Origin of the sequence: Paraburkholderia sediminicola, from assembly GCF_902859805.1 — a bacterium.
GTDB lineage: Bacteria > Pseudomonadota > Gammaproteobacteria > Burkholderiales > Burkholderiaceae > Paraburkholderia > Paraburkholderia sediminicola.
Map to the genome: position 1 here is coordinate 620,465 of NZ_CADIKC010000003.1, position 21,315 is coordinate 641,779.

At 63.8% G+C, this 21,315-nt stretch carries 16 protein-coding genes; 10 read left to right on the forward strand and 6 right to left on the reverse strand.

Annotated features, from left to right (window positions below; translation table 11 throughout):
• Window positions 1–176: 176 nt before the first annotated feature.
• The gene (alaS, locus tag R8871_RS15270; protein ID WP_175051185.1) at window positions 177–2,801 is read left to right on the forward strand and encodes an alanine--tRNA ligase; all 2,625 of its coding nucleotides are present in this window, start codon (window positions 177–179) and stop codon (window positions 2,799–2,801) included.
• 283 nt (window positions 2,802–3,084) lie between these two features.
• Here alaS and R8871_RS15275 read toward each other — a convergent pair whose 3' ends face one another.
• Window positions 3,085–3,996, reverse strand: coding sequence for a LysR family transcriptional regulator (locus tag R8871_RS15275; RefSeq protein WP_175051186.1), 912 nt, complete (start codon window positions 3,994–3,996; stop codon window positions 3,085–3,087).
• 119 nt (window positions 3,997–4,115) lie between these two features.
• On the opposite strand from R8871_RS15275, the gene R8871_RS15280 reads away from it, so the two are divergent.
• The 9 genes from R8871_RS15280 to R8871_RS15320 all read left to right on the forward strand — a co-directional run bounded on the left by R8871_RS15280 (window position 4,116) and on the right by R8871_RS15320 (window position 14,468).
• On the forward strand, window positions 4,116–5,393 hold the full coding sequence (locus tag R8871_RS15280) for a YbfB/YjiJ family MFS transporter (protein WP_175051187.1): 1,278 nt from the start codon (window positions 4,116–4,118) through the stop codon (window positions 5,391–5,393).
• A gap of 240 nt (window positions 5,394–5,633) precedes the next feature.
• Window positions 5,634–6,665, forward strand: a complete 1,032-nt coding sequence (locus R8871_RS15285; RefSeq protein WP_175051188.1) for a threonine aldolase family protein — start codon at window positions 5,634–5,636, stop codon at window positions 6,663–6,665.
• 175 nt (window positions 6,666–6,840) lie between these two features.
• Window positions 6,841–7,371: an NUDIX domain-containing protein gene (locus R8871_RS15290; protein ID WP_175051189.1), complete on the forward strand. Its 531-nt coding sequence runs from the start codon at window positions 6,841–6,843 to the stop codon at window positions 7,369–7,371.
• A 3-nt stretch (window positions 7,372–7,374) separates the two neighbouring features.
• Entirely contained in the window at window positions 7,375–7,824 is a 450-nt protein-coding gene (locus R8871_RS15295) for an acyl-CoA thioesterase (RefSeq protein WP_175051190.1), read from the forward strand.
• Between the two features lie 4 nt (window positions 7,825–7,828).
• Window positions 7,829–8,767 carry a branched-chain amino acid ABC transporter permease gene (locus R8871_RS15300; protein WP_175051191.1) on the forward strand — a complete coding sequence of 313 codons (939 nt, stop codon included), beginning with the start codon at window positions 7,829–7,831 and terminating at the stop codon, window positions 8,765–8,767.
• Window positions 8,760–10,049: a branched-chain amino acid ABC transporter permease gene (locus R8871_RS15305; protein ID WP_175051192.1), complete on the forward strand. Its 1,290-nt coding sequence runs from the start codon at window positions 8,760–8,762 to the stop codon at window positions 10,047–10,049. Before R8871_RS15300 ends, R8871_RS15305 begins: the two co-directional genes overlap by 8 nt.
• Entirely contained in the window at window positions 10,046–10,798 is a 753-nt protein-coding gene (locus R8871_RS15310; protein WP_175051193.1) for an ABC transporter ATP-binding protein, read from the forward strand. Before R8871_RS15305 ends, R8871_RS15310 begins: the two co-directional genes overlap by 4 nt.
• On the forward strand, window positions 10,795–11,508 hold the full coding sequence (locus tag R8871_RS15315) for an ABC transporter ATP-binding protein (protein WP_175051194.1): 714 nt from the start codon (window positions 10,795–10,797) through the stop codon (window positions 11,506–11,508). The genes R8871_RS15310 and R8871_RS15315 overlap by 4 nt, the downstream gene beginning before the upstream one ends.
• A gap of 605 nt (window positions 11,509–12,113) precedes the next feature.
• Window positions 12,114–14,468: a hypothetical protein gene (locus tag R8871_RS15320; protein ID WP_175051322.1), complete on the forward strand. Its 2,355-nt coding sequence runs from the start codon at window positions 12,114–12,116 to the stop codon at window positions 14,466–14,468.
• Window positions 14,469–14,780: 312 nt separating this feature from the next.
• Here R8871_RS15320 and R8871_RS15325 read toward each other — a convergent pair whose 3' ends face one another.
• From R8871_RS15325 to R8871_RS15345, 5 genes are all read right to left on the reverse strand, one after another.
• Window positions 14,781–15,062 (reverse strand): hypothetical protein, encoded by a 282-nt coding sequence (locus R8871_RS15325; protein ID WP_175051195.1) that lies wholly within the window; start codon window positions 15,060–15,062, stop codon window positions 14,781–14,783.
• A gap of 420 nt (window positions 15,063–15,482) precedes the next feature.
• Window positions 15,483–16,283 (reverse strand): 5-deoxy-glucuronate isomerase, encoded by an 801-nt coding sequence (iolB, locus tag R8871_RS15330; RefSeq protein WP_175051196.1) that lies wholly within the window; start codon window positions 16,281–16,283, stop codon window positions 15,483–15,485.
• Complete coding sequence (iolE, locus tag R8871_RS15335; RefSeq protein WP_175051197.1) at window positions 16,280–17,206, reverse strand: myo-inosose-2 dehydratase; 927 nt, start codon at window positions 17,204–17,206, stop codon at window positions 16,280–16,282. Before iolE ends, iolB begins: the two co-directional genes overlap by 4 nt.
• 10 nt (window positions 17,207–17,216) lie before the next feature.
• Window positions 17,217–19,190, reverse strand: coding sequence for a 3D-(3,5/4)-trihydroxycyclohexane-1,2-dione acylhydrolase (decyclizing) (gene iolD, locus R8871_RS15340; RefSeq protein WP_175051198.1), 1,974 nt, complete (start codon window positions 19,188–19,190; stop codon window positions 17,217–17,219).
• Window positions 19,187–21,265 (reverse strand): bifunctional 5-dehydro-2-deoxygluconokinase/5-dehydro-2-deoxyphosphogluconate aldolase, encoded by a 2,079-nt coding sequence (locus R8871_RS15345; protein ID WP_175051199.1) that lies wholly within the window; start codon window positions 21,263–21,265, stop codon window positions 19,187–19,189. The genes iolD and R8871_RS15345 overlap by 4 nt, the downstream gene beginning before the upstream one ends.
• Between the last annotated feature and the right edge of the window lie 50 nt (window positions 21,266–21,315).

A 21,315-nucleotide genomic window follows, 5' to 3' on the forward strand; every position in this document is an offset into this window, starting at 1 on the left:
TTGCTACCCGGCCAAACCTGGCCGAATGGCTATCGGGATCAAGGCGGAGACAGGGCCGCCGCCGCGCAGGGGCGCCGATCCCGTATAATCAGTCGTTTAAGAAACAAACAGTTGGCGCATCTCCATGATGCCGCCGGTAACAGCCAGGGAACTGGCAAACCCGTCCCCCGCACGCTATGAAAGCCGCCGAAATCCGCGAGAAATTCCTCAAGTTCTTCGAATCGAAGGGCCATACGATCGTTCGCTCGTCGAGCCTTGTGCCCGGCAACGACCCGACACTGCTCTTCACCAATTCGGGAATGGTGCAGTTCAAAGATGTATTCCTCGGCGCGGAGTCGCGTCAGTATGCGCGCGCCACGACCGCGCAGCGCAGCGTGCGCGCCGGCGGCAAGCACAACGATCTGGAAAACGTCGGCTACACCGCGCGTCACCACACGTTCTTCGAAATGCTGGGCAACTTCTCGTTCGGCGACTACTTCAAGCGCGACGCGATTCACTACGCGTGGGAATTGCTGACGGGCGTGTACCAGCTGCCGAAAGACAAGCTGTGGGTCACCGTCTATCACGAAGACGACGAAGCGCATGACATCTGGGCGAAGGAAGTCGGCGTGCCGGTCGAGCGGATCATTCGCATCGGCGACAACAAAGGCGCGCGCTACGCGTCGGACAACTTCTGGCAGATGGCCGACGTCGGGCCGTGCGGGCCGTGCTCGGAAATTTTCTACGACCACGGTCCGGAAATCTGGGGTGGCCCGCCGGGGTCTCCTGAGGAAGACGGCGACCGTTACATCGAGATCTGGAATCTCGTGTTCATGCAGTTCAGCCGCGACGCCCAAGGCAACATGACGCCGCTGCCCAAGCAATGCGTCGACACGGGCATGGGTCTCGAGCGTATTGCCGCGGTTCTGCAGCACGTGCACAGCAACTATGAGATCGACCTGTTCCAGGCGCTCATCAAGGCTGCGGGCCGCGAAACCGGTGTGACCGATCTGACGAACAACTCGCTGAAGGTGATCGCCGATCACATCCGTGCCTGCTCGTTCCTGATCGTCGACGGTGTGATTCCGGGCAATGAAGGCCGCGGCTACGTGCTGCGCCGTATCGTGCGCCGCGCGATCCGCCACGGCTACAAGCTGGGCAAGAAGGGTTCGTTCTTCCACCGCATGGTGCCGGACCTCGTCGCGCAAATGGGCGGCGCCTATCCGGAACTGAAGGACGCGGAACAACGCGTGACCGACGTGCTGCGTCAGGAAGAAGAGCGCTTCTTCGAGACCATTGAGCACGGCATGTCGATTCTTGAAAGCGCGCTGGCCGATCTGGAAGCGAAGGGCGGCAAGACGCTCGACGGCGAACTCGCGTTCAAGCTGCACGACACCTACGGCTTCCCGCTCGATCTGACGGCAGACGTCTGCCGCGAACGCGAAGTCACGGTCGACGAAGCCGCCTTCGACGAAGCCATGGCGCGTCAGCGCGAACAGGCGCGCGCGGCGGGCAAGTTCAAGATGGCGCAGGGCCTCGAATACTCCGGCGCGAAGACCACGTTCCACGGCTACGAAGAAATCATCTTCGACGACGCGAAAGTGATCGCGCTGTATGTCGACGGCGCGTCGGTGAAGGAAGTGAATCACGGCCAACAAGCGGTCGTCGTGCTCGACCACACGCCGTTCTACGCGGAGTCGGGCGGTCAGGTCGGCGACCAGGGCGTGCTGGCGAACGCGAGCGTGCGCTTCGCGGTAGCCGATACGCTGAAGGTACAGGCGGACGTGGTCGGCCATCACGGCATGCTCGAGCAGGGCACGCTGAAAGTCGGCGACGTCGTGAAGGCGGAAATCGATGCGGTGCGTCGCGCCCGCACCGAGCGCAATCACTCGGCCACTCACCTGATGCACAAGGCGCTGCGCGAAGTACTCGGTTCGCACGTGCAGCAGAAGGGTTCGCTGGTCGATGCAGACAAGACCCGTTTCGACTTCGCGCACAACGCGCCGATGAGCGACGAGCAGATCCGTCAGGTCGAGGCGATCGTGAACGCGGAAGTGCTGGCGAACGCGCCGGGCATCGTGCGCGTGATGCCGTTCGATGAAGCGGTGAAGGGCGGCGCGATGGCGCTGTTCGGCGAAAAGTACGGCGACGAAGTGCGCGTGCTCGACCTCGGTTTCTCGCGTGAATTGTGCGGCGGTACGCACGTGCATCGCACGGGCGACATCGGCCTCTTCAAGATCGTGATGGAAGGCGGCGTGGCTGCCGGTATTCGTCGCGTGGAAGCGATCACGGGCGACAACGCGGTGCGCTTCGTGCAGGACCTCGACGCGCGGATCAACGCGGCAGCGGCCGTGTTGAAGGCGCAGCCTTCGGAACTGACACAGCGGATCGTGCAGGTGCAGGATCAGGTCAAGTCGCTGGAGAAGGAACTGAGCGCGTTGAAGTCGAAGATGGCTTCGAGCCAGGGCGACGAGCTTGCTGGCCAGGCAATCGAAGTGGCCGGCGTGCATGTACTGGCTGCCACGCTCGAGGGCGCGGACGTAAAAACGCTGCGCGAAACGGTCGACAAGCTGAAGGACAAGCTGAAGAGCGCGGCGATCGTGCTGGCTTCGGTCGAGGGCGGCAAGGTGAGCCTGATCGCCGGTGTGACGGCGGACGCCAGCAAGAAGGTCAAGGCTGGTGAACTGGTCAACTTCGTTGCACAGCAAGTCGGCGGCAAGGGCGGTGGGCGACCGGATATGGCGCAAGCGGGTGGCACCGAACCGGCGAATCTGCCGGCGGCACTGGCAGGCGTGAAGGGTTGGGTCGAAGCCCAACTTTGATTCGGGTTTGATTGGGCCATGCGGGGCGCTGGTGGTTTTGGCGTCCCATATGGCCCAAGTTGTTTCTGGCCGTTTCGTGTAGGCGGCTGTGCGTTAACCCGGCCGGGCGCCGGTGCAAGTAACCGCTCTTCGCGATGCCTCCCTCTGCAGCAGGAGTAGGTGACTATCGCAGGGTTCGCGGTGAACAGGCCGGGTGCGGTGACGGCTAGCGTTCTCCAGCACGCAGGCAAAGCCCAGAGCCCAGAGCCCAGAGCCTCAAGCCTCAAGCCTCAAGCCTCAAGCCTCAAGCAGCGCCTACCGCCACAGCGGCATGTAGCTCCGCCGCATCCTCTCCCGACACCAGCGTCTGCCGCAGCGCATTGAGCGCCGACGAAAAATGCCCGCGTCGCCAGACGAGAAGCGTCTCGATCACACCAATATCGGGAAGCTCATGAACCGCGATATTGCTCGCATCCGTTTGCAGATTGAGCACGGATCGCGGCGCCACGGCCACCCCCGCGCCGGCGGCGACACAAGCCACGATCGCATGATACGAACCGAGCTCCAGAACGCGAGCCGGCCTCACGCCATGCTCCAGATACCACTTCTCGATATACGCGCGGTAAGCGCAGCCGCGCTCGAACGCAATCAGCGTCGATAAAGCAATATCTCTTACTTCGCGAATCGGCCGATGGCCTCGCGGCGACAGCATCACCAGCTCTTCACGAAAAACCGGCACCGTCTCGAACAATTCGCCGAGCGCGGCAGGATCTTGCGGCGTCGCCACTAGCGCTGCATCGACTTCGAATTCGCGGACCCGCTCGATCAGCTTGCCGGTCGTGCCGGTTTCGAGTTCCAGCGCGACATCGGGCCACCGCTGGTGATAACTCGCGAGCAATCCGGGCAGACGCGTCGCCGCGACGCTTTCCATCGTGCCCAAACGCAGGCGTCCACTCGGACGATCCTCGCGTACGGCATGACGCGCCTCGTCGGCGAGCGCGAGCAAACGCTCCGCGTAGGGCAGCAGTGTCTCGCCGGCCGGGGTCAAAACAAGGCGCCGGCCGTCACGGATGAACAGGTCGGTGCCCAGCTGCTCCTCAAGTTGCTTGATGCGCGTCGTGACGTTCGATTGCACGCGATTAAGCTTGGCAGCGGCGCGCGTCACGCCGTTTTCCCGCACGACAGCACGAAAAATAGTCAAAGCGGCCAGATCCACGATTCTCTCCTGGCGATGGTTGATATCCTAATTATTCATTTTTCGTGATTGAAAGGTCAAGCTAATATGGATTAAACAGGCTGGCAATTGCCGGCCCGCTTCCACTATCGGTGATGCTCATGATTGATCTCGCTTCCGGCGCGCAAGACACCGTTGCTGAACGTCACGCCGCCCGCCGCGCGGCGCTTGCCTGCATGATCACGTTGGCCGTGGTGCTCGGCATCGGCCGTTTTGCGTTCACGCCGCTCCTGCCGCTGATGCTTCACGGCAGCGCGCCCGGTCAGCCGCAGATCGATATCCAGCACGGCGGCTGGCTCGCATCGGCCAACTATGCGGGCTATTTCGTCGGCGCGATCACTTGCGCAGCGCTGTGGGTCGAGCCGGCGCGCATGGTGCGCGCGGGGCTTGTCGCAACGGTCCTGCTGACGCTTGCGATGGGCGTAACAAGCCAATTCTGGGTGTGGGCCGTCGTGCGGTTCATCGCTGGCGCGGTCAGCGCCTGGACCTTTGTGTTCGCCTCGCAGTGGGGCTTGCGGCGGCTCGCCGAACTCGGCGCGCACGGGTGGGGCGGGGTGATCTATACGGGCCCGGGCATGGGTATTGTCGGAACGGGTCTGCTGGTCAGCGCTGCGGGCGGCTATGGCGCGACGGTCGGTTGGATCGGCTTCGGACTCATCGGGGCGGTGCTTTCGATCGTGGTTTGGCCCGTGTTCCGGACCGACTCAGCAGGCGCGACACGCACCGCAGGCCGCGCAACCACCGCCGCTCGCCAATCCGCGCCCGCAGGTCACCGCGCCTCGACAAACCACGCCTGGCACCGCGCCGACGCCTTCTGGCTGATCCTGCTCTACGGCGTGCCCGGCTTCGGCTACATCATCACCGCGACGTTCCTGCCGGTGATCGCCCGCCACGCGCTGCCGGGTTCGTCCTGGCCCGATCTGTTCTGGCCGATGTTCGGCGCGGCCCTGATTGTCGGCGCGTTGCTCGCGGCACGCCTGCCGGTGGATTGGGACAATCGCACTCTGCTCGCCGGTTGCTACGTGCTGCAAGCCGCCGGTATTGCGCTCGGCATCGTCTGGCCCACGGCGGGCGGGTTTTCGCTCGGCAGCATCCTGATCGGCCTGCCATTTACGGCCATCACCCTGTTCGCGATGCGTGAGGCGCGGCGTCTGCTTGGCGACGAAGCGGCCGGCCTGATGGGCTATGCGACGGCGGCGTACGGCGTCGGCCAGATCGTCGGCCCGCTGGTGGCCGCGCCGATCGCCGAGCACACGGGGTCGTTTTCGCCGGCTTTGTGGCTGGCGGCGGGGACGCTACTGTTGGGCGCGGCTGGCCTGATCATCGTGGCGCACATGCCGCGAGGCCGTGGGCGCATGCCCGATTGCGGCTGCAACTGACGGTAGTTCCGGGTAGCGCATTCCTCGGCGTCAACAGATCCCGCGGGTGCAAGCGCGAGCGCAAGCGCAAGCGCAAGGCAAGGCAAGGCAAGTTCGTCCCCCGCCTTGCGAAGAACGCATGGGCCCGTTGAACCGCCCACGAGGCAAATTCCGGACCAAAAAACAAATAACTCCCCGGCGCACTAAAATGACGGCTTTCCCGTCATCTCAGCGCACCCGTCGCCGGGCGCGTCGCCAGCCATGCAACATTTCGCGTCCGACAACTACGCCGGCATCTGTCCCGAAGCGCTCAACGCGCTGATCGCCGCCAACAATAGCGGGCACGAACCCGCTTACGGCGACGACTCCTGGACCAATCAGGTTTGTGACCGCCTGCGGGATCTTTTCCAGACCGACTGCGAAGTGTTTTTCGTGTTCAACGGCACGGCCGCCAATTCGTTGGCGCTGGCGTCGCTGTGCCAGTCGTATCACTCGGTGATCTGCCATGAACTCGCGCACATCGAAACCGATGAATGCGGCGGCCCGGAATTCTTCTCCGGCGGCTCGAAGCTGCTGACCGCCCCGGGCGTCGGCGGCAAGCTCACGCCGGATGCGATCGAAGCGGTTGTCACGCGCCGCGCCGATATTCATTACCCGAAGCCGAAGGTCGTCACGCTGACCCAATCGACGGAAGTGGGCACCGTCTACACCGTCGAGGAAGTGCGCGCGATCGCGGCGATCGCCAAGCGGCGTCATCTGAAAGTGCACATGGACGGCGCACGCTTTGCGAATGCGGTCGCGGCGCTCGACGTGCATCCGTCCGAGATCACGTGGCGCGCGGGCGTCGACGTGCTGTGCTTCGGCGGCACCAAGAACGGTTTGCCGGTCGGTGAGGCGGTGGTGTTCTTCGACCGCTCGCTCGCCGACGATTTCGCCTACCGTCTGAAGCAAGCCGGCCAACTCGCCTCGAAAATGCGCTTCATCTCCGCGCCGTGGCTCGGACTGCTCGATAACGACGTCTGGCTGCGCAACGGGCGTCATGCGAACGCGATGGCGGCCTTGCTGGAATCGCGCTTGCAGGAAATTCCCGGCGTGAGCATCATGTTTCCGCGAGAATCGAACGCGGTCTTTGCGCAATTGCCGGCGCCGGCCGCCAAGGCAATGCGCGCGCGCGGCTGGAAGTTCTACGAATTCATCGGCGCGGGCGGTTGCCGGCTGATGTGCGCCTGGGACACACAGCCTGAAACTGTCGAGCGTTTCGCCGCCGAAGTGCGCGATTTGTGCCTGGCCTGAAACGGCGTCGGCTGCGTGCGTGCGACCAGGCTGGCTCCGTGAGCTTGAACCGGAAGCTGGAACCATGAGCCGGGCGTACAAACAGCACCGCAGCACGACTTGCTGAACCAGCCGCGGCACGACATTCAACACTGAACAACGCTGCACACAAACCATAAGAGACGACCCACTCGCCATGACCGAACACCGATTTTGTCCGCGCTGCGCTACGCCTTTGATCGAGCGCGCCGATGCCGAACATGAAGGCGGCCGGATCCGCCAGATCTGCCCCGATACGGAATGCGGCTACGTTCACTGGAACAATCCGCTGCCGGTGGTGGCCGCGATCGTCGAGTACGAGGGCAAGATTCTGCTCGCGCGCAACGCCGCATGGCCGGAAGGCATGTTCGCGCTGATCACCGGTTTTCTGGAAAACGGCGAGACCCCGGAAGAGGGCATTGCCCGCGAAGTGCTGGAAGAAACGTCGCTGCGCGCGGAGACGGTCGAATTGATCGGCGTGTACGAATTCATCCGCAAAAACGAATTGATCATCGCGTATCACGTGAAGGCGTATGGCACCGTCGCGCTGTCGCCGGAACTGCTCGAATACCGGCTGGTCGAGCCGGCCAAATTGCGTCCGTGGCGCGCGGGCACCGGTCAGGCGCTCGGCGAATGGATGCGGCGGCGCGGCTTGCCGTTCGAGTTTGTCGAAAAACCGGGGCAGTGAGCGATGAACAAACCCGCACCGGCCACGCGCAACGCCTACCCGCATTTTCTGCCGATCACCACGCGCTGGATGGATAACGACGTCTATGGCCACGTCAACAATGTCGTCTATTACAGCTACTTCGACACGGTGGTGAACGAGTATCTGATCCGCGCCGGCGTGCTCGATTTCGAGCATGGCGCGACGATCGGCCTTGTGGTCGAGACGCATTGCAATTACTTTGCGCCGCTGGTGTTTCCCGAGCGCGTCGAAGCGGGCTTGCGGGTTGTGTGGCTCGGCACCTCAAGCGTGCGCTACGAAGTGGGCCTCTTCAAGGCGGGGGAAGATCAACCCGCCGCTCAAGGGCATTTCGTGCACGTCTATGTGGATCGCGTCACGCGGCGGCCGGTGACCTTGCCCGCCGATCTGCGCGCGGTGCTCGAACCGCTGACCGTCGCTGTGCAGGCGGAATAGGCGCGTGCAGTCGTTCGTCATCAATCTGCTCAACGGTATCAGTTACGGCCTGCTGCTGTTCATGCTGTCGGCGGGTTTGACGCTGATTTTCAGCATGCTCGGCGTGCTGAATTTCGCGCACGCGAGCTTCTACATGCTCGGCGCGTACGTCGGTTTTTCGGTGGCGGCACATGCGGGTTTCTGGAGTGCGCTCGTGATCGCGCCGCTGATCGTCGGCTTGATCGGCGCGGCGTTGGAGCGCTGGCTGTTGCGGCGCGTGCGTGTGCATGGCCATCTCCCCGAGTTGCTGCTGACTTTCGGCGCCGCGTATCTGCTCGGTGAACTGGTCAAGCTCGGCTGGGGCTTGAGTCCGCTTGGCGCGACCGTTCCGGCCGTGCTCGAGGGGCCGTTGTTCACCCTCTACGGCGCGGCCTTTGCACGCTATCGGGCCTTCATGATGGCAGTGTCGCTGGCGATGCTGGCGGTGCTTTACTTGGTGCTGCGCGTATCGAAGGCGGGGCTGATCGTTCGCGCTGCGCTCACGCATGCGAGCGCTGTCGAGGCGCTCGGCCATAACGTGCCGCGCGTGTTCACCGGCGTGTTCGCGGCGGGCACGGCGCTGGCCGCGTTGGCTGGCGTGATCGGTGCGCCGCTCTTCGTGATCGAGCCGTCGATGGCGGAATCGCTCGGCTCGATCGTCTTCGTGGTGGTCGTGATCGGCGGACTCGGTTCGTTGAGCGGGGCGCTGGCGGCGTCGCTGATTGTCGGTTGCGTGCAGACCTTCGCGGTGGCGAGCGACGTTTCGCTGGGCGATCTCACAGCCGTATTCGGCGGCATGCTGCCTGACGCGTGGGACACGCTGACGCTCGCGCAACTCGCCCCGTTGATTCCCTATCTGCTGCTTGTCGCGATGCTGGCGCTGCGCCCGCGCGGACTGTTCGGACGGCGCGACGATCATGCGTGAGCCGCCTGAAAAGTCTGCTGTGCCGGCAGTCAAGCCGCGCCCGATGTTGCGCGGGTTCGCGCCGTGGCTCGCGCTCGTGCTGTTCCTCGCCGTGCCGCCCTTTGTCTGGCCGCAAAGCTGGTTGCTCGCCTATCTCGCGCAAACCGCGACGATGATCGTATTCGCGCTCTCGTACAACCTGTTGCTCGGCGAAACGGGTTTGCTGTCTTTCGGACATGCCGCTTATTCCGGCCTCGGCGCACTCATTGCGGCGCAAGTGTTCAATCGCATCGGTGTGCCGTTGGTGCTGTTGCCGTTGATCGGCGGCATCGGCGGCGCGCTGTGCGGCGTGCTGTTCGGTTTCGTGTCGACGCGGCGCGCCGGGACGGCCTTCGCGATGATTACGCTCGGCATCGGCGAACTCGTCGCCGCAGCCGCGTGGACGCTGCCCGACTGGTTCGGCGGCGAGGCCGGCGTGCCGATCGATCGCACGGCCGGACCGATGCTCGCAAGCTGGAGTTTCGGCCCGGCGCGCGAGGCGTATGCGCTGATCGCGCTGTGGTGCGTGCTGGCGAGCGTGGCGATGTTCGGGTTGTCGCGCACGCCGTTTATGCGGCTCGCCAACGCCGTGCGCGACAACCCGGCGCGCGCGGCCGCGATCGGCTGCTATCCGCGCCGCATCCGCTATGGCGTCGTGGTGATGTCGGCATTTTTTGCGGGTATCGCAGGCACCTTGGGGCTGATCAATGTCGAACTCGTGTCGACGGAAAGCGTCGGCATGATGCGCTCGGGCGCTGTGCTGATCGCGACCGTGATCGGCGGCACAGGCGCGTTTTTCGGGCCGATCGCGGGCGCGATTGTCCTGACGTTTTTCAGCGTTGCGGCGGCGAGCGTGACGCGGGCCTGGCTGTTCTATCTGGGCCTGTTCTTCATCGTGATCGTGGTGGCGTCGCCGGATGGACTGGCGGGCTTCATGCAACGGCACGCGGCACGCGTCGCTGCTTACGGCTGGCGTGTGTGCGGCAAGGCGTACCTATGGGGCGCGGCCTCGGCGATGCTCTGGACGCTGGCCGTCGTGCTTGCGGTGCAGTGGGCTTATGCCGTGCAATTCGGCGCGGGCGATGGCGCGGCGTTCAGTGTTATCGGCCTGCCGCTGGAGCCGGCCTCGCCGCATCTCTGGCTCGGCGTCGTGGTGGTTATGCTGGCCGCGCCAGGCGCACTCTCCGCGCACTATGCGCTTCGTGCACAAGCACGTCTTGCCGTGCGCGCCGGCGCCACGCCGATCACCGGAGACGCGCCATGATCCCGGCGCTCGCGGTCTACGGTGTCGAAAAACGCATCGGCGCCACGCGGATTCTGCGCGGCGTCGATCTTGCGATCGAGCCTGGCGAGCGCCATGCATTGATCGGTCCGAACGGCGCGGGCAAGTCGACCTTGTTCAATCTGATTGCCGGCGGCGCGCGCCCGAACGCCGGGCGCATCGATCTGTTCGGTGCGGAGATCACGCGCCTCGCGCCGGCCGCCATCACGCGCCGCGGCCTCGCGCGCAGCTTCCAGACAACCAGCGTGTTCGCACGCCTGAGCGTATTCGACAACCTGCGCTGCGCGGCCATGCTGGCCGAGCGCGATCGCACGCGCTGGTGGCAGCGTTTCAGCGGCTCAAACACGGTCGATGAGCGCGCCGAGCAGGTGCTCGCAGCCGTGGGGCTGGACGCACGCAGACATATCCAGGCCGGCACCCTCAGCTATGCCGAGCAACGCGCGCTCGACCTCGGCCTTGCGCTCGCGGGCGGCGCGCATACCTTGCTGCTCGATGAGCCGACTGCCGGCATGAATCGAGCCGAAGCGGCGCGCGCCATCGAACTGATTCGCGCGACCACCGCCGGCCGTACGTTACTGATGGTCGAGCACGACATGGACGCCGTGTTTGCACTTGCCGACCGTGTTTCGGTGCTGGTGCAAGGCCGGATCATCGCGACCGGCACGCCGGCGGCGATTCGCGCGGATGCGGCCGTACGCGCCGCCTATCTTGGCGACAGCGTCCGCGCATGACCACCTTGCTCGACATTCAACAACTGAACGCCTGGTACGGCGCGAGCCAGGCCCTGCACGGCGTCAACTTGCAGATCGACGCCGGTGAAGTCGTCGCGCTGGTCGGCCGCAACGGCTCAGGACGCTCGACGCTCGCGCGCGCGATCATGGGCCTCGTGCGCAGCGAGGGCGAGTTGCGTTTTGCCGGCCAGGCGCTCGGCGGGTTGCGCACCTTCGAGATCGCCCGCCTGGGACTCGGTTACGTGCCTGAGCATCGCGACGTGTTTCCGACGCTGAGCGTCCACGAGAACTTGCAACTCGGGGTGGCGCCGCACACGCGCGGCCGTGCACCGCGCTTTACCTTCGACGACGCCTATGAACTGTTCCCCGTCCTGCGCGAACGAAGGCGCACGCGTGCCGGCGTGTTATCGGGCGGCGAACAGCAGATGCTGACGCTCGCCCGGGCACTGCTCGGCGACCCCGACCTGCTGGTCATCGATGAACCCGGCGAAGGGCTGGCCAGCCTCGTGATGGGGCAGGTCGCGCGGTGCTTGCGGACGCTGCGTGATCGTGGCGTGGCGATGCTGCTGATCGAACAGCGGCTCGTCATCGCGCAAGACATCGCCAGCAGGGTCGCGGTGATGGGGCACGGCGAAATTGTCTTCGATGATGCGCTCGCGTCGTTTGTGAAGCGGCCGGACGTGATGCAGGAATGGCTCGGCGTGGGCTAGCCGCGATGTGTGGCGGAGTCGCACGTAGCCGTTAGTTCACCGGCGTCACTTTGCACGTTGCGCAAACGAGCAGCTCACTCAAGGACAGCTCCGATAGGGCGCCCAAGCCTGGTTTCGCAAAGCCGAACCTGAGCATCCCTGGCAGCCATCGCGCTGCAGTTTTATTGCAGCGCCGCATTCGAATTGGCGGCCATTTTGTTGTCCTGACATGCGCGTCACGCACTGCGCGATGTACGCGGCCCTCGTTCCACGCCCAAATCGCGCTTTGGATGCCGTTTGAATCCCGTTTGCGTACAGCGCGCTCAAGCCTGATGCGTGGGGCTTTCCCGTGACTTGTTGTAGCGATTCAAACGCTTGATCGTTTGGTGAGCGTCCTCCAGAAATCTTGTCGGCAGCGCGCTGACAAATCAAGACAATCAGGTCAAAGGCGCGCAACGGCGGCACGGTGTTTAAAGCCGGCGTATGTGCGACCGACCATGTCGTGCCGGACGCGCAAAAGACGCGCCGCGGCCTCAGGAGGAGACATCATGAAACGGACAGGCGCATTGGGCGAAACGTCGGCTGACGGCGCGCAGGCGGAGCCCGCGCTGCGACGGCTGCAAAGAATGTCGTTGCGTCGCGTGGCGCGCACGCCGCTCGGAGAAACGTGGCGCACGCGAGCCGGCGCAGGTGCCGCGCTGGTGACGGCTGCACTGCTGATGTCCGCGTGTGCCGACGCTAGCTCCACAACCGGCGACGCCGCGTCCGCGCCGTCGACACAAACGAGCGCGGCAGCGAACGCGGTGAGCAATAACGACAGCCCGCTGACGGCAAAATCTCAACCGGGTGCTCTGGCACCCACTGCTGACGCCACGAACGGCGTCGCTACCGCATCGAGCGGCACCGCCGTTGCGAGCGCCGATCAACCTGCCTCCGCATTGCCCCCCTCGCTCGAACTTGCCAAGGCCAGGCAGCTCGCTGCCGAACAGCGCATCGCCGCACGCGTGCCAGCCGCGAGTGGCATGACAGAGAGGCGCAGCCGTTCGTTGACGCTGCGTGATTCCGGCATCGACGGTTCGTTGATGTTCGCGCGCGACGTCGACTTTCGCGTGACTGGCGACATCGGCTTCATGATTCACGACATGGCGGCAACGCTGACTCCGGCGCGCGCCGGCCAGCCGATCGTGTTCGACGATCCGACCAGCGTGACGATCAACGTCCACCGCGGCGACGTCACGCTCGACAGCGCCAAGCTGACCGCGATTTTCAATCGCTACCTGTTCCAGTATCAGGGCTCGCCGCTGCGCAATATGCGAGTGGTGCCGCAAGACGGCGGCACCTTGCGCATCACGGGCGAGATGCATCGCGATACGTGGGTGCCGATCGTGCTGGTCGGGTCGCTATCGATGCGCAACGCCGACGACCTCGTGTTCCATGCCGACCACGTCGAAGTGGCCGGCGTCGGCGCCGACAAGCTGATGCAGGCCGCGCACGTGAAGATGGCCGACCTGCTGAAGGTGGACACGCCGATCGCGCGTCTCGATGGCGACGACGTCGTGATGCAGGTGGCCAAACTCACGCCACCGCCCGCGTTGCGCATGACCATCACGCAGATCAGCACCAGTGCAGCAGGTGTGCGTTTCACGCTCGACGACCGCACGGTGCAAAAGATCGAGTGGCCCGCGACGATGCCACCGCGCGGCATGCTGGTGCAGGGCGGCGACGTGAAGTTCATGCGTTCGATGCCGATGAACATCGACATGGCGCTAACGCCGCTTGATACGAACGCACCGTTCGTGCTCGACCTGTACCACTACCGCGACCAGATGGCGGCCGGCTACTTCACCTTCGACGAAGCGGGTGCACTGGACGTGCACTTGCCGTCATATCCGACGCTAGCCAGCGCGTCGAAAGATGCGCCGACGCAGGTGGGCAGCGCGGGTGCGCGCTTTAACGACAGCTTCATTCGCGCGCAGCAGGCGTCGCTCGCGCAGGCGCGCCAGGTCTGGCAACACGTGCCGCAGACGTTGCGGACGGCATCCGTTGCACGCGCGATCCCGGTTGGTACACGGGCGGCATTTGCCGGTCAGAGCATGGCGACACCCGGCTCCGCGATCAACGACGAGCGGCACTCGTCCGGACCCGCGCCATTGATTCACGTCGAGAATGTGGACTTCTACGTATCGGGCCGAATCGGCTTTCATGTGCGTTCGCTGGATGCGCAGATGGTGCCGAAGAAGCCGGGTCAACCGGTCGATCTCGACGATCCTGACCAGTACGACATTCGCATCATCGGTGGCGAAGTGGTCGAGCCGTGGCCTGCGATGGCGGCGTTGTTCAACGACTATCTGCTCGACTACGAGCCGCGTTCGCTGAACGATTTGCAGCTGAAGCCGGTGGATGGCAAGTTGGAAGTATCGGGCGGCATCAAATTGTGGAATCACTTTCCTGGTGTGTGGCTGCCGACGACGATGAGCGGCACGATCGTGGCTAAGGATGAGCGGCATCTTGTCTATGAGCCGACCTCGGTGAAGGTGCTGGGTGTGCCGCAGGCGGGGTTATTGAGGGCACTGGACATCCCGTTGGCGTCGTTGACGCCGTTTACGCGCAAGGGTGTCGCGTTGAAGGGGAACGAGCTTGTGTTCGATCAGTACACCGTGTTTCCGCCGCCCGTTTTGCAGGGGCGGCTGGCGAGCGCGACGGTGACCGACGAGGGGTTGGTGTTGAAGTTCAAGCGTGATGCTTCTATCGCTGCTGCGAGGCCGCCTGTTGGGGCGGCGAAGAGTTTTGTCTGGATCGAGTCGGGTGATGTGAAGATGTTTAATTCGTTGGTCACGAATACCAGGACTTTTATTCGGGATAGTTCTAATCCTGGGGTTATGAGGTTTGATCTTTATGGATATAGGGGGGATGTTTCCAAGGGGACTGTGAGGATGGGGGGAGATGGGGGGTTGGATGTGGATCTGGCTGTTAGGAAATAGTTAAGGTTTTTGCCTTTTGCGGCGGCATTTGGCCGTGTTCCTGGGGCGTTGGCCTTTCCTTGATTTGTTAGTGGTTTATTAGCGTTCCCCCTGTGCGGGGGGGCACCTACTTTTCTTTGCCGGCTGCAAAGAAAAGTAGGCAAAAGAAAGCAGCTCAAACCGCTAATGCTAAGCGGGGACCGTGGTTTTTTACGGGTAGTGGTGCGACTGGAATCTGTGTTCGTGCACCTGCATGTGCTTGTGACAAGGGCGTCATACTTCCGGCGGCGCTGCGCGCGCCGAAGAGCCGTTCATAAAACCAATCGCTACGTTTTAACGCTCACGCCTCAGCAACGGGCCGTGGCTCGTCTTTGCTCCGCCACCGCCACCGCCACCGCCACCGCCACCGCCACCGCCACCGCCACCGCCACCGCCACCGCCACCGCCACCGCCACCGCCACCGCCACCGCCACCGCCACCGCCACCGCAGCCGAGACCGAGACCGAGACCGAGACCGAGACCGAGACCGAGACCGAGACCGAGACCGAGACCGAGACCGAGACCGAGACCGAGACCGAGACCGAGACCGAGACCGAGACCGAGATTGCGGGGCACCGACAAATCAGTCGAAGTGGGTTCCCGGGTGAATGGAGGAGCACGTCGCCGAGGCGAAGCCGACGGCCCCCGCTGTGCAAAAACGAAGCCCCTGGTTTCCCAGGCAGACCCATCCGCGACGCACGCAGTGCGGAGTGGGAGCTGATGACACCTTTGTCACTAGCGCGGAATGTGCGAGAGCACGGATTCCAGTCGCACCACTACCCGTAGCAGACAGCGGCGCCCACTTAGCATGAGCGGTTTGAGCCGCTTTCTTTTGCCTACTTTTCTTTGCGGCAAGCAAAGAAAAGTAGGTGCCCCCCCGCACAGGGGGAACGCTAATAGACCACTAACAAAACAAGGAAAGGCACGAAAGCCAGAACAAGGAAACCCCAAAGCCCCAAGAACACGGCCAAAAAAGCGCCCCGCAAGACAAAACCCTTAACTATCCTTATCAATAATCCACTCATGCGCAGGATCATTGCGAAAATGCCACGTCCGCTGCCCCCCCGCCATAACATTCAAATAATAAGACTCATACCCATAGGGAACAACAACCGGATGATACCCACGCGGCACCATCACAACGTCGTGATTCTCGACGGCCATCGACTCATCGATATCCCGCATATCCGTATACACACGCTGAAAAGCAAACCCTTGCGGCGGATCGAGCCGATGATAGTAAGTCTCTTCGAGCGAACTCTCGTGAGGCACATTATCCGTATCGTGCTTATGCGGCGGATAGCTTGAAGCATGCCCCCCAGGCGTGCGAACCTCAACCACAAGCAAAGACTCCGCAAGGTCAGTCTGCGGAAGAATATCGCATACGTAGCGCGTATTCAGCCCCTTCCCGCGCGTGGAACGCTTCATCGTAGAAGGCTCGATCAACCTCGCCGGATACATGCCCTTGCCGGGCGCACTCGCCACACCAACCTCAGCATCGCGACACGCGCGGACCGTCGCCCGTACGCCAGGCGGCAAATACACCGCATACGGCGCGGAGTCCTCGAACACGCTATCGCGTGAACCCAGCGAACTCCATTTCGCATCAGCAGTTTCAATATCCACCGCGCCCGTCAGCACGACAACACACACCTCGCGAGACGGCTCAAACACATGCACGACTTCGTCCGCGCCCAGCCGGTAAGCAGCAAATCCCACATACCGCCAGCACGCCGACTCAGGCGTCACCCGCGCGATTGTCTGGCCCTCGCGCTGCGCCTTGACCAATAAACTCATGCTGCCTCCTGCTCAGTCCCGCCACCGGCGTCGAGCGGCGCATCGACCAGCGCTCGCAAGGTCCGGAATCCTTTTTGCGCATACTCGTACGATGGCGCCACCACCGGGTCCTGTTCCGCTTCAACCACCAGCCAGCCACGATAGCCATGCCGCTTCAATCGATCGATGATCGCCGGGAAGTTCACCGCGCCATCGCCCGGTACCGTGAACGCACCGGCGATTACGGCGTCGAGAAAACTCCAGTTGCGATTGCGCGCCAGTTTCATCACCGCGGGTCGAACGTCCTTGCAGTGGACGTGACACACGCGATCGATATGTTTGTCGAGCACCGCGAGCGGATCGCCACCGGCAAATGTGATGTGTCCTGCGTCGAATAACAGGCCGACGGCGTCGCTCGTGCGCGACATCAGCTGATCGACGTCAGCCGGCGTTTCGACATACGCGCCCATGTGGTGATGGTACGCGAGGCGCACGCCGCGGCTTAGTGTGTAGCGCGCAAATTCATCGACGCGCGCCGCGTACGCGGCCCATTGCGCCTCGCTGAAAAAACGCGGGCGTTGGTACAGCGGTTGCGGTGCGCCCTGGATCGAATCGGCGACTTCGCCATAGACCATCGCCGTCGCGCCGTTCTGCGCGAGCAGCTCGAGATGCGGGCCGACGGAGGCGATTTCCTCTTCCACGCTGCGCCGCGCGAGTCGTCCGGAGTACCAGCCGGAGACCAAGGCCAGGTCGTATTGGGCAAGCAGCGTCTTCAGCGCCTGCGGTTCGCGCGGAAATTTGTTGCCGAGTTCGAAACCCTGGTAGCCGATCTGGCGCCCTTCGGTCAATGCAACTTCGAGCGGCGTCTCGCCACCGAGCGAAGGCAGGTCGTCGTTCATCCACGATAAGGGGTTGATGCCGATACGTACGTCGAAAGCAGTCATGCGGGCGTCCTCATTCGTTATCGATGTGGCCGGGGCGGTCGCTGGGGTCGGCCGGCGCCGCGCGGGCGGCGAGTTGCGCGTCGTATTGCGAGCGCGCAGCACGCACGGTGTCGCGCGCCGATACCTCGGGCACGGCGACTTCCCACCACCAGCCGCCGTCGTTCGTGGTGCGGGCGGGATCGGTGTCGATACTGATCACGTAGGTGCGATCGGCGGCGCGCGCACGCTGCAGCGCGTCTTCAAGTTCTGCGATATTCGCGACGTGTTCGGCCTCTGCGCCGAGCGCGCGTGCGTGGGCGGCGAAGTCGATCTTCGGCGCGCCGAGCGGACCCTGCATGCAGTCGTCGAGCAGGTTGTTGAACGGCGCGCCACCGCAAGCCTGCTGCAAGCGGTTGATGCAACCGTAGCCGCGATTGTCGAGCACCACCACGATCAGCTTCGCGCCGATCATCACCGAAGTCGCGATCTCGCTGTTCATCATCAGATAGCTGCCGTCGCCGAGCATCACGATCACTTCGCGTGCGGGCCGCGCGAGCTTCACGCCGAGGCCGCCGGCGATCTCGTAGCCCATGCACGAGTAGCCATATTCGACGTGATACGCGCCTGGTTTGCTCGCGCGCCAGAGCTTATGCAGCTCGGCCGGCAAGGTTCCCGCTGCGCACACGACGATATCGTCCGTCGCGGAACGCGCGCTCGAACGCTGCACCGCGCCGATCACGTCGCCTTCATACGGGAGCACGGTATCGCGTTGCGGCGCATGCGTGAGCGTGCTCACCGTGTCGCGCCAGCTCGCCGAGAGTTTGTGGGCGCGAGCGGTCCATGTGCGGTCCGCGTGCCAGCCTTGCAGGGATTCGGCGAGCGCGTCCAGCGCAAGACGCGCGTCGGCCTCGACCACCAGCGCGCGATGCTTGAGGCCGTCGAACGGATTCGCGTTGATGCCGATCACGTCGGCCTGGGTGAACAACGTGTTCGAGCCGGTCGTGAAGTCCTGCAAGCGTGTGCCGATTGCGAGCACACAGTCGGCATCGTGAGCGAGTGCATTGGCGGCGGGCGAACCGGTCACGCCCAACGCGCCGGCGTTCAGCGGATCGTTCCACGCGAGCGAACCCTTGCCGGCCTGCGTTTCGGCTACGGGAATGCCGTGCGCGGCGGCGAAGCGGTGCAGTGCGTCGGTCGCGTGGCCGTAGAGCACGCCGCCGCCAGCGACAATCAACGGACGCCTGGCGCGGCGCAGATGGGCAACTGCCGCATCGATATCTTCAGCGCGCGGCGCGGGGGAGTGGAACGTGATGACGCGCGGCGTAAAGAAATCGGCGGGGAAATCCCATGCTTGCGCTTGCACGTCCTGCGGCAGTGCGAGCGTGACGGGACCGCACAGCGCCGCATCGGTGAGCACGCGCAAGGCGCGCGGCAACGCATTGAGCAATTGCGCCGGATGCACGATGCGATCGAAGTAGCGCGAGACGGGTTTGAATGCATCGTTAGCGGAGACGCCACCATCATGGAAATCTTCAACCTGCTGCAACACCGGATCCGGCGCGCGCGAAACGAACACGTCGCCGGGTAACAGCAGCACGGGCAGACGGTTCACATGGGCGAGCGCGGCCGCGGTGATCAGATTGGTCGCACCGGGGCCGATCGACGTCGTGACGGCCATCATGCGGCGACGGAAATGCGCCTTCGCATAGGCAATCGCGCTGTGCGCCATCGCCTGTTCGTTGTGAGCCCGCAGCGTGGGCAATGCTTCGCGGTGCTGATACAAGGCTTCGCCTATTCCGGCCACATTGCCGTGCCCGAAGATCGCGAATACGCCGCCAAAGAGCGGCTCGGTGCCGCTGCCGTCTTCGGTCGTGACCCGTTGCGCTGCGAGGTAGCGAACCAGCGCCTGGGCGGTCGTCAGGCGGACGGTGCCTCCCGACGGCGCGTGGGCCTGAGTGGCGTCGTTGGCGGACGCCGCATCGTGATGCAATACGCGCTGGTTCATGCCGCCTGCTCCTGATGTGCATGGTCCGCCGTGGTGGGCTGCGTGCTTGTCGTTCCGCGTGTTGCGCGCCACGACGCAATCAGCGTTTCGAATGTGCGGCGCACTCGCGCGATCAGTTCATCGTCGCCAATTTCACCGGCGAGCCACGCATGGCTCGGCTCGTGAAAGATCGTGCGGCCGACGGTAAAGCCGCGGCATGTCGCTGATTGCGCCGCCGCGCGAAATCCCTCGTCTAATTGATCGACGCCCGCAGACAAACCGAGCAACACCACGCCCCGGCAGTACGGATCGCGCTCGGCGATCAGGGCGTCGACGGCTTGCCATTGCGCGGCGTCCATCGGTTCGAGCTTCCACCATTCCGGATAGATGCCGATGTTGTACAGCCGCTTCAACGCGCGATAGACGATGTCCGGTGCTTGCGGCAGATGCGCGTGCTTCGGCGGAATCACTTCCAGTAGCAATTCGTGGCCGCTCGCTTGCGTCGCATCGTACAGCGCGCGCAGTTGTGCTTCCTGTTCGAGGCGTTGTTCGACCGGTTCGTCGGGATGGAATTGCACAAGGCACTTGGCGATGTGTTCCTGCGGCCAGGCAATCAGCGTCGTGCCGATCGAGCGGCCGTGGTCGAACACGAGCGGCACGGAGCCGGGCAGTTCAACCGGCCGGCCGATCCACCAGTCGCGTCCGGTGGCGGCATTCAATGCGTCCTGACCGTAGCGGTCGTCGCTCAGGATGCCGATGCGGCCTTGCAGCCCCAACGCGGTTTCCGTCTGCGCGACGGCCTCGACGAACAGGCCCTTCAGTTGCACGATACGTGCCTCGTCGGCGCCGGTCTGCTGGGCGAGTTCGAAGAACTGGTTTCGATGATCGAACGCGAAGCCGAGTACTTCGTCCCATTGTTTGCGGGCAGGGGACACACGATGCAGGCGTGCGAGCGTTGCATCGCGGTCGGGGCGGCGCATGCGTTGCGGATCGGCCTTGGCTTCGCGCAGGAAGTAGTCGAGTTCGGCGGGCGTCGGCATGGCGGGCGCACAGCCGTGACGCGAAACGACCAGCGCGCCGCTCGCATTCGCCGAACGCGCGCACGCTTCGAGCGGTTGATCGCGCAGCCATCCGGAGAGAAAGCCCGAGGCGAATGCGTCGCCCGCGCCGAGTACGTTGAGCACTTCCACCTCGACTCCGCCATGAATCGGCAAATCGTCGAGCTTTGCGGGTACTTTGCCGTCGATGATCTGGCAGCCCATCGGTCCGCGCTTCAGAACCAGCGTGGCCGGCGTTACGGCGCGCACCATCGCGAGTGCGTCGACGAGTTCGGTCTTGCCGCCGGCAATACGAAACTCTTCTTCGGTGCCGATCACCAGATCGAACAAAGGCAGAATACGTTGCAGATGCGCGGTCACACCTTCGCTCGCGACGAAGCGTGTTTCGCCATCCGCCTTGCCTGTGAGACCCCACAACACCGGGCGATAGTCGATATCGAGCACGGTCCGCACGTTATTGCGCCGTGCGTAATCGAGCGCGCGGCGGCTCGTGCGATTCACCTGCTCGGTCGAGAAGTGCGTGCCGGTAATCAGCAGCGCTTTCGACGACGCAATGTACGCCTCGTCGAAATCCGCTTCATCTACCGCCATATCCGCGCAGTTCTCGCGGTAGAAGATCAGTGGAAAAGTATCGCGGTCTTTCAGGCCGAGCAGAACAAGTGCGGTCAGACGTTCCTGATCGACGCGGACATGACTGACGTCGCAGCCTTCCTTCGTCAGGGTCTCGGTGAGAAAACGCCCCATATGATCGTTGCCGACACGCGCCAGCATCGACGATGCAAGCCCGAGCCGCGCGCAACCGAAGGCGATATTCGCCGATGAACCACCAAGATACTTCGCGAAGCTCGACACGTCTTCGAGTCGCGCGCCGACCTGCTGCGCGTACAGATCGACGGCAAGACGGCCAAGACAGACAATGTCGCGACTGCGGGCCGGTGCGAAACGGCTGACCGTTGCCGTTGACGTTGCCGCTGAAGCGGAAGTGAGCCCGCCACCGTTCACAATCCCGGTCCCGCTGGATGTGCTGGAATGATTCATGAATATTCCTGAATAGCTGAGCGCGGGCGTGAGGCGCAACAAGCGCCGCA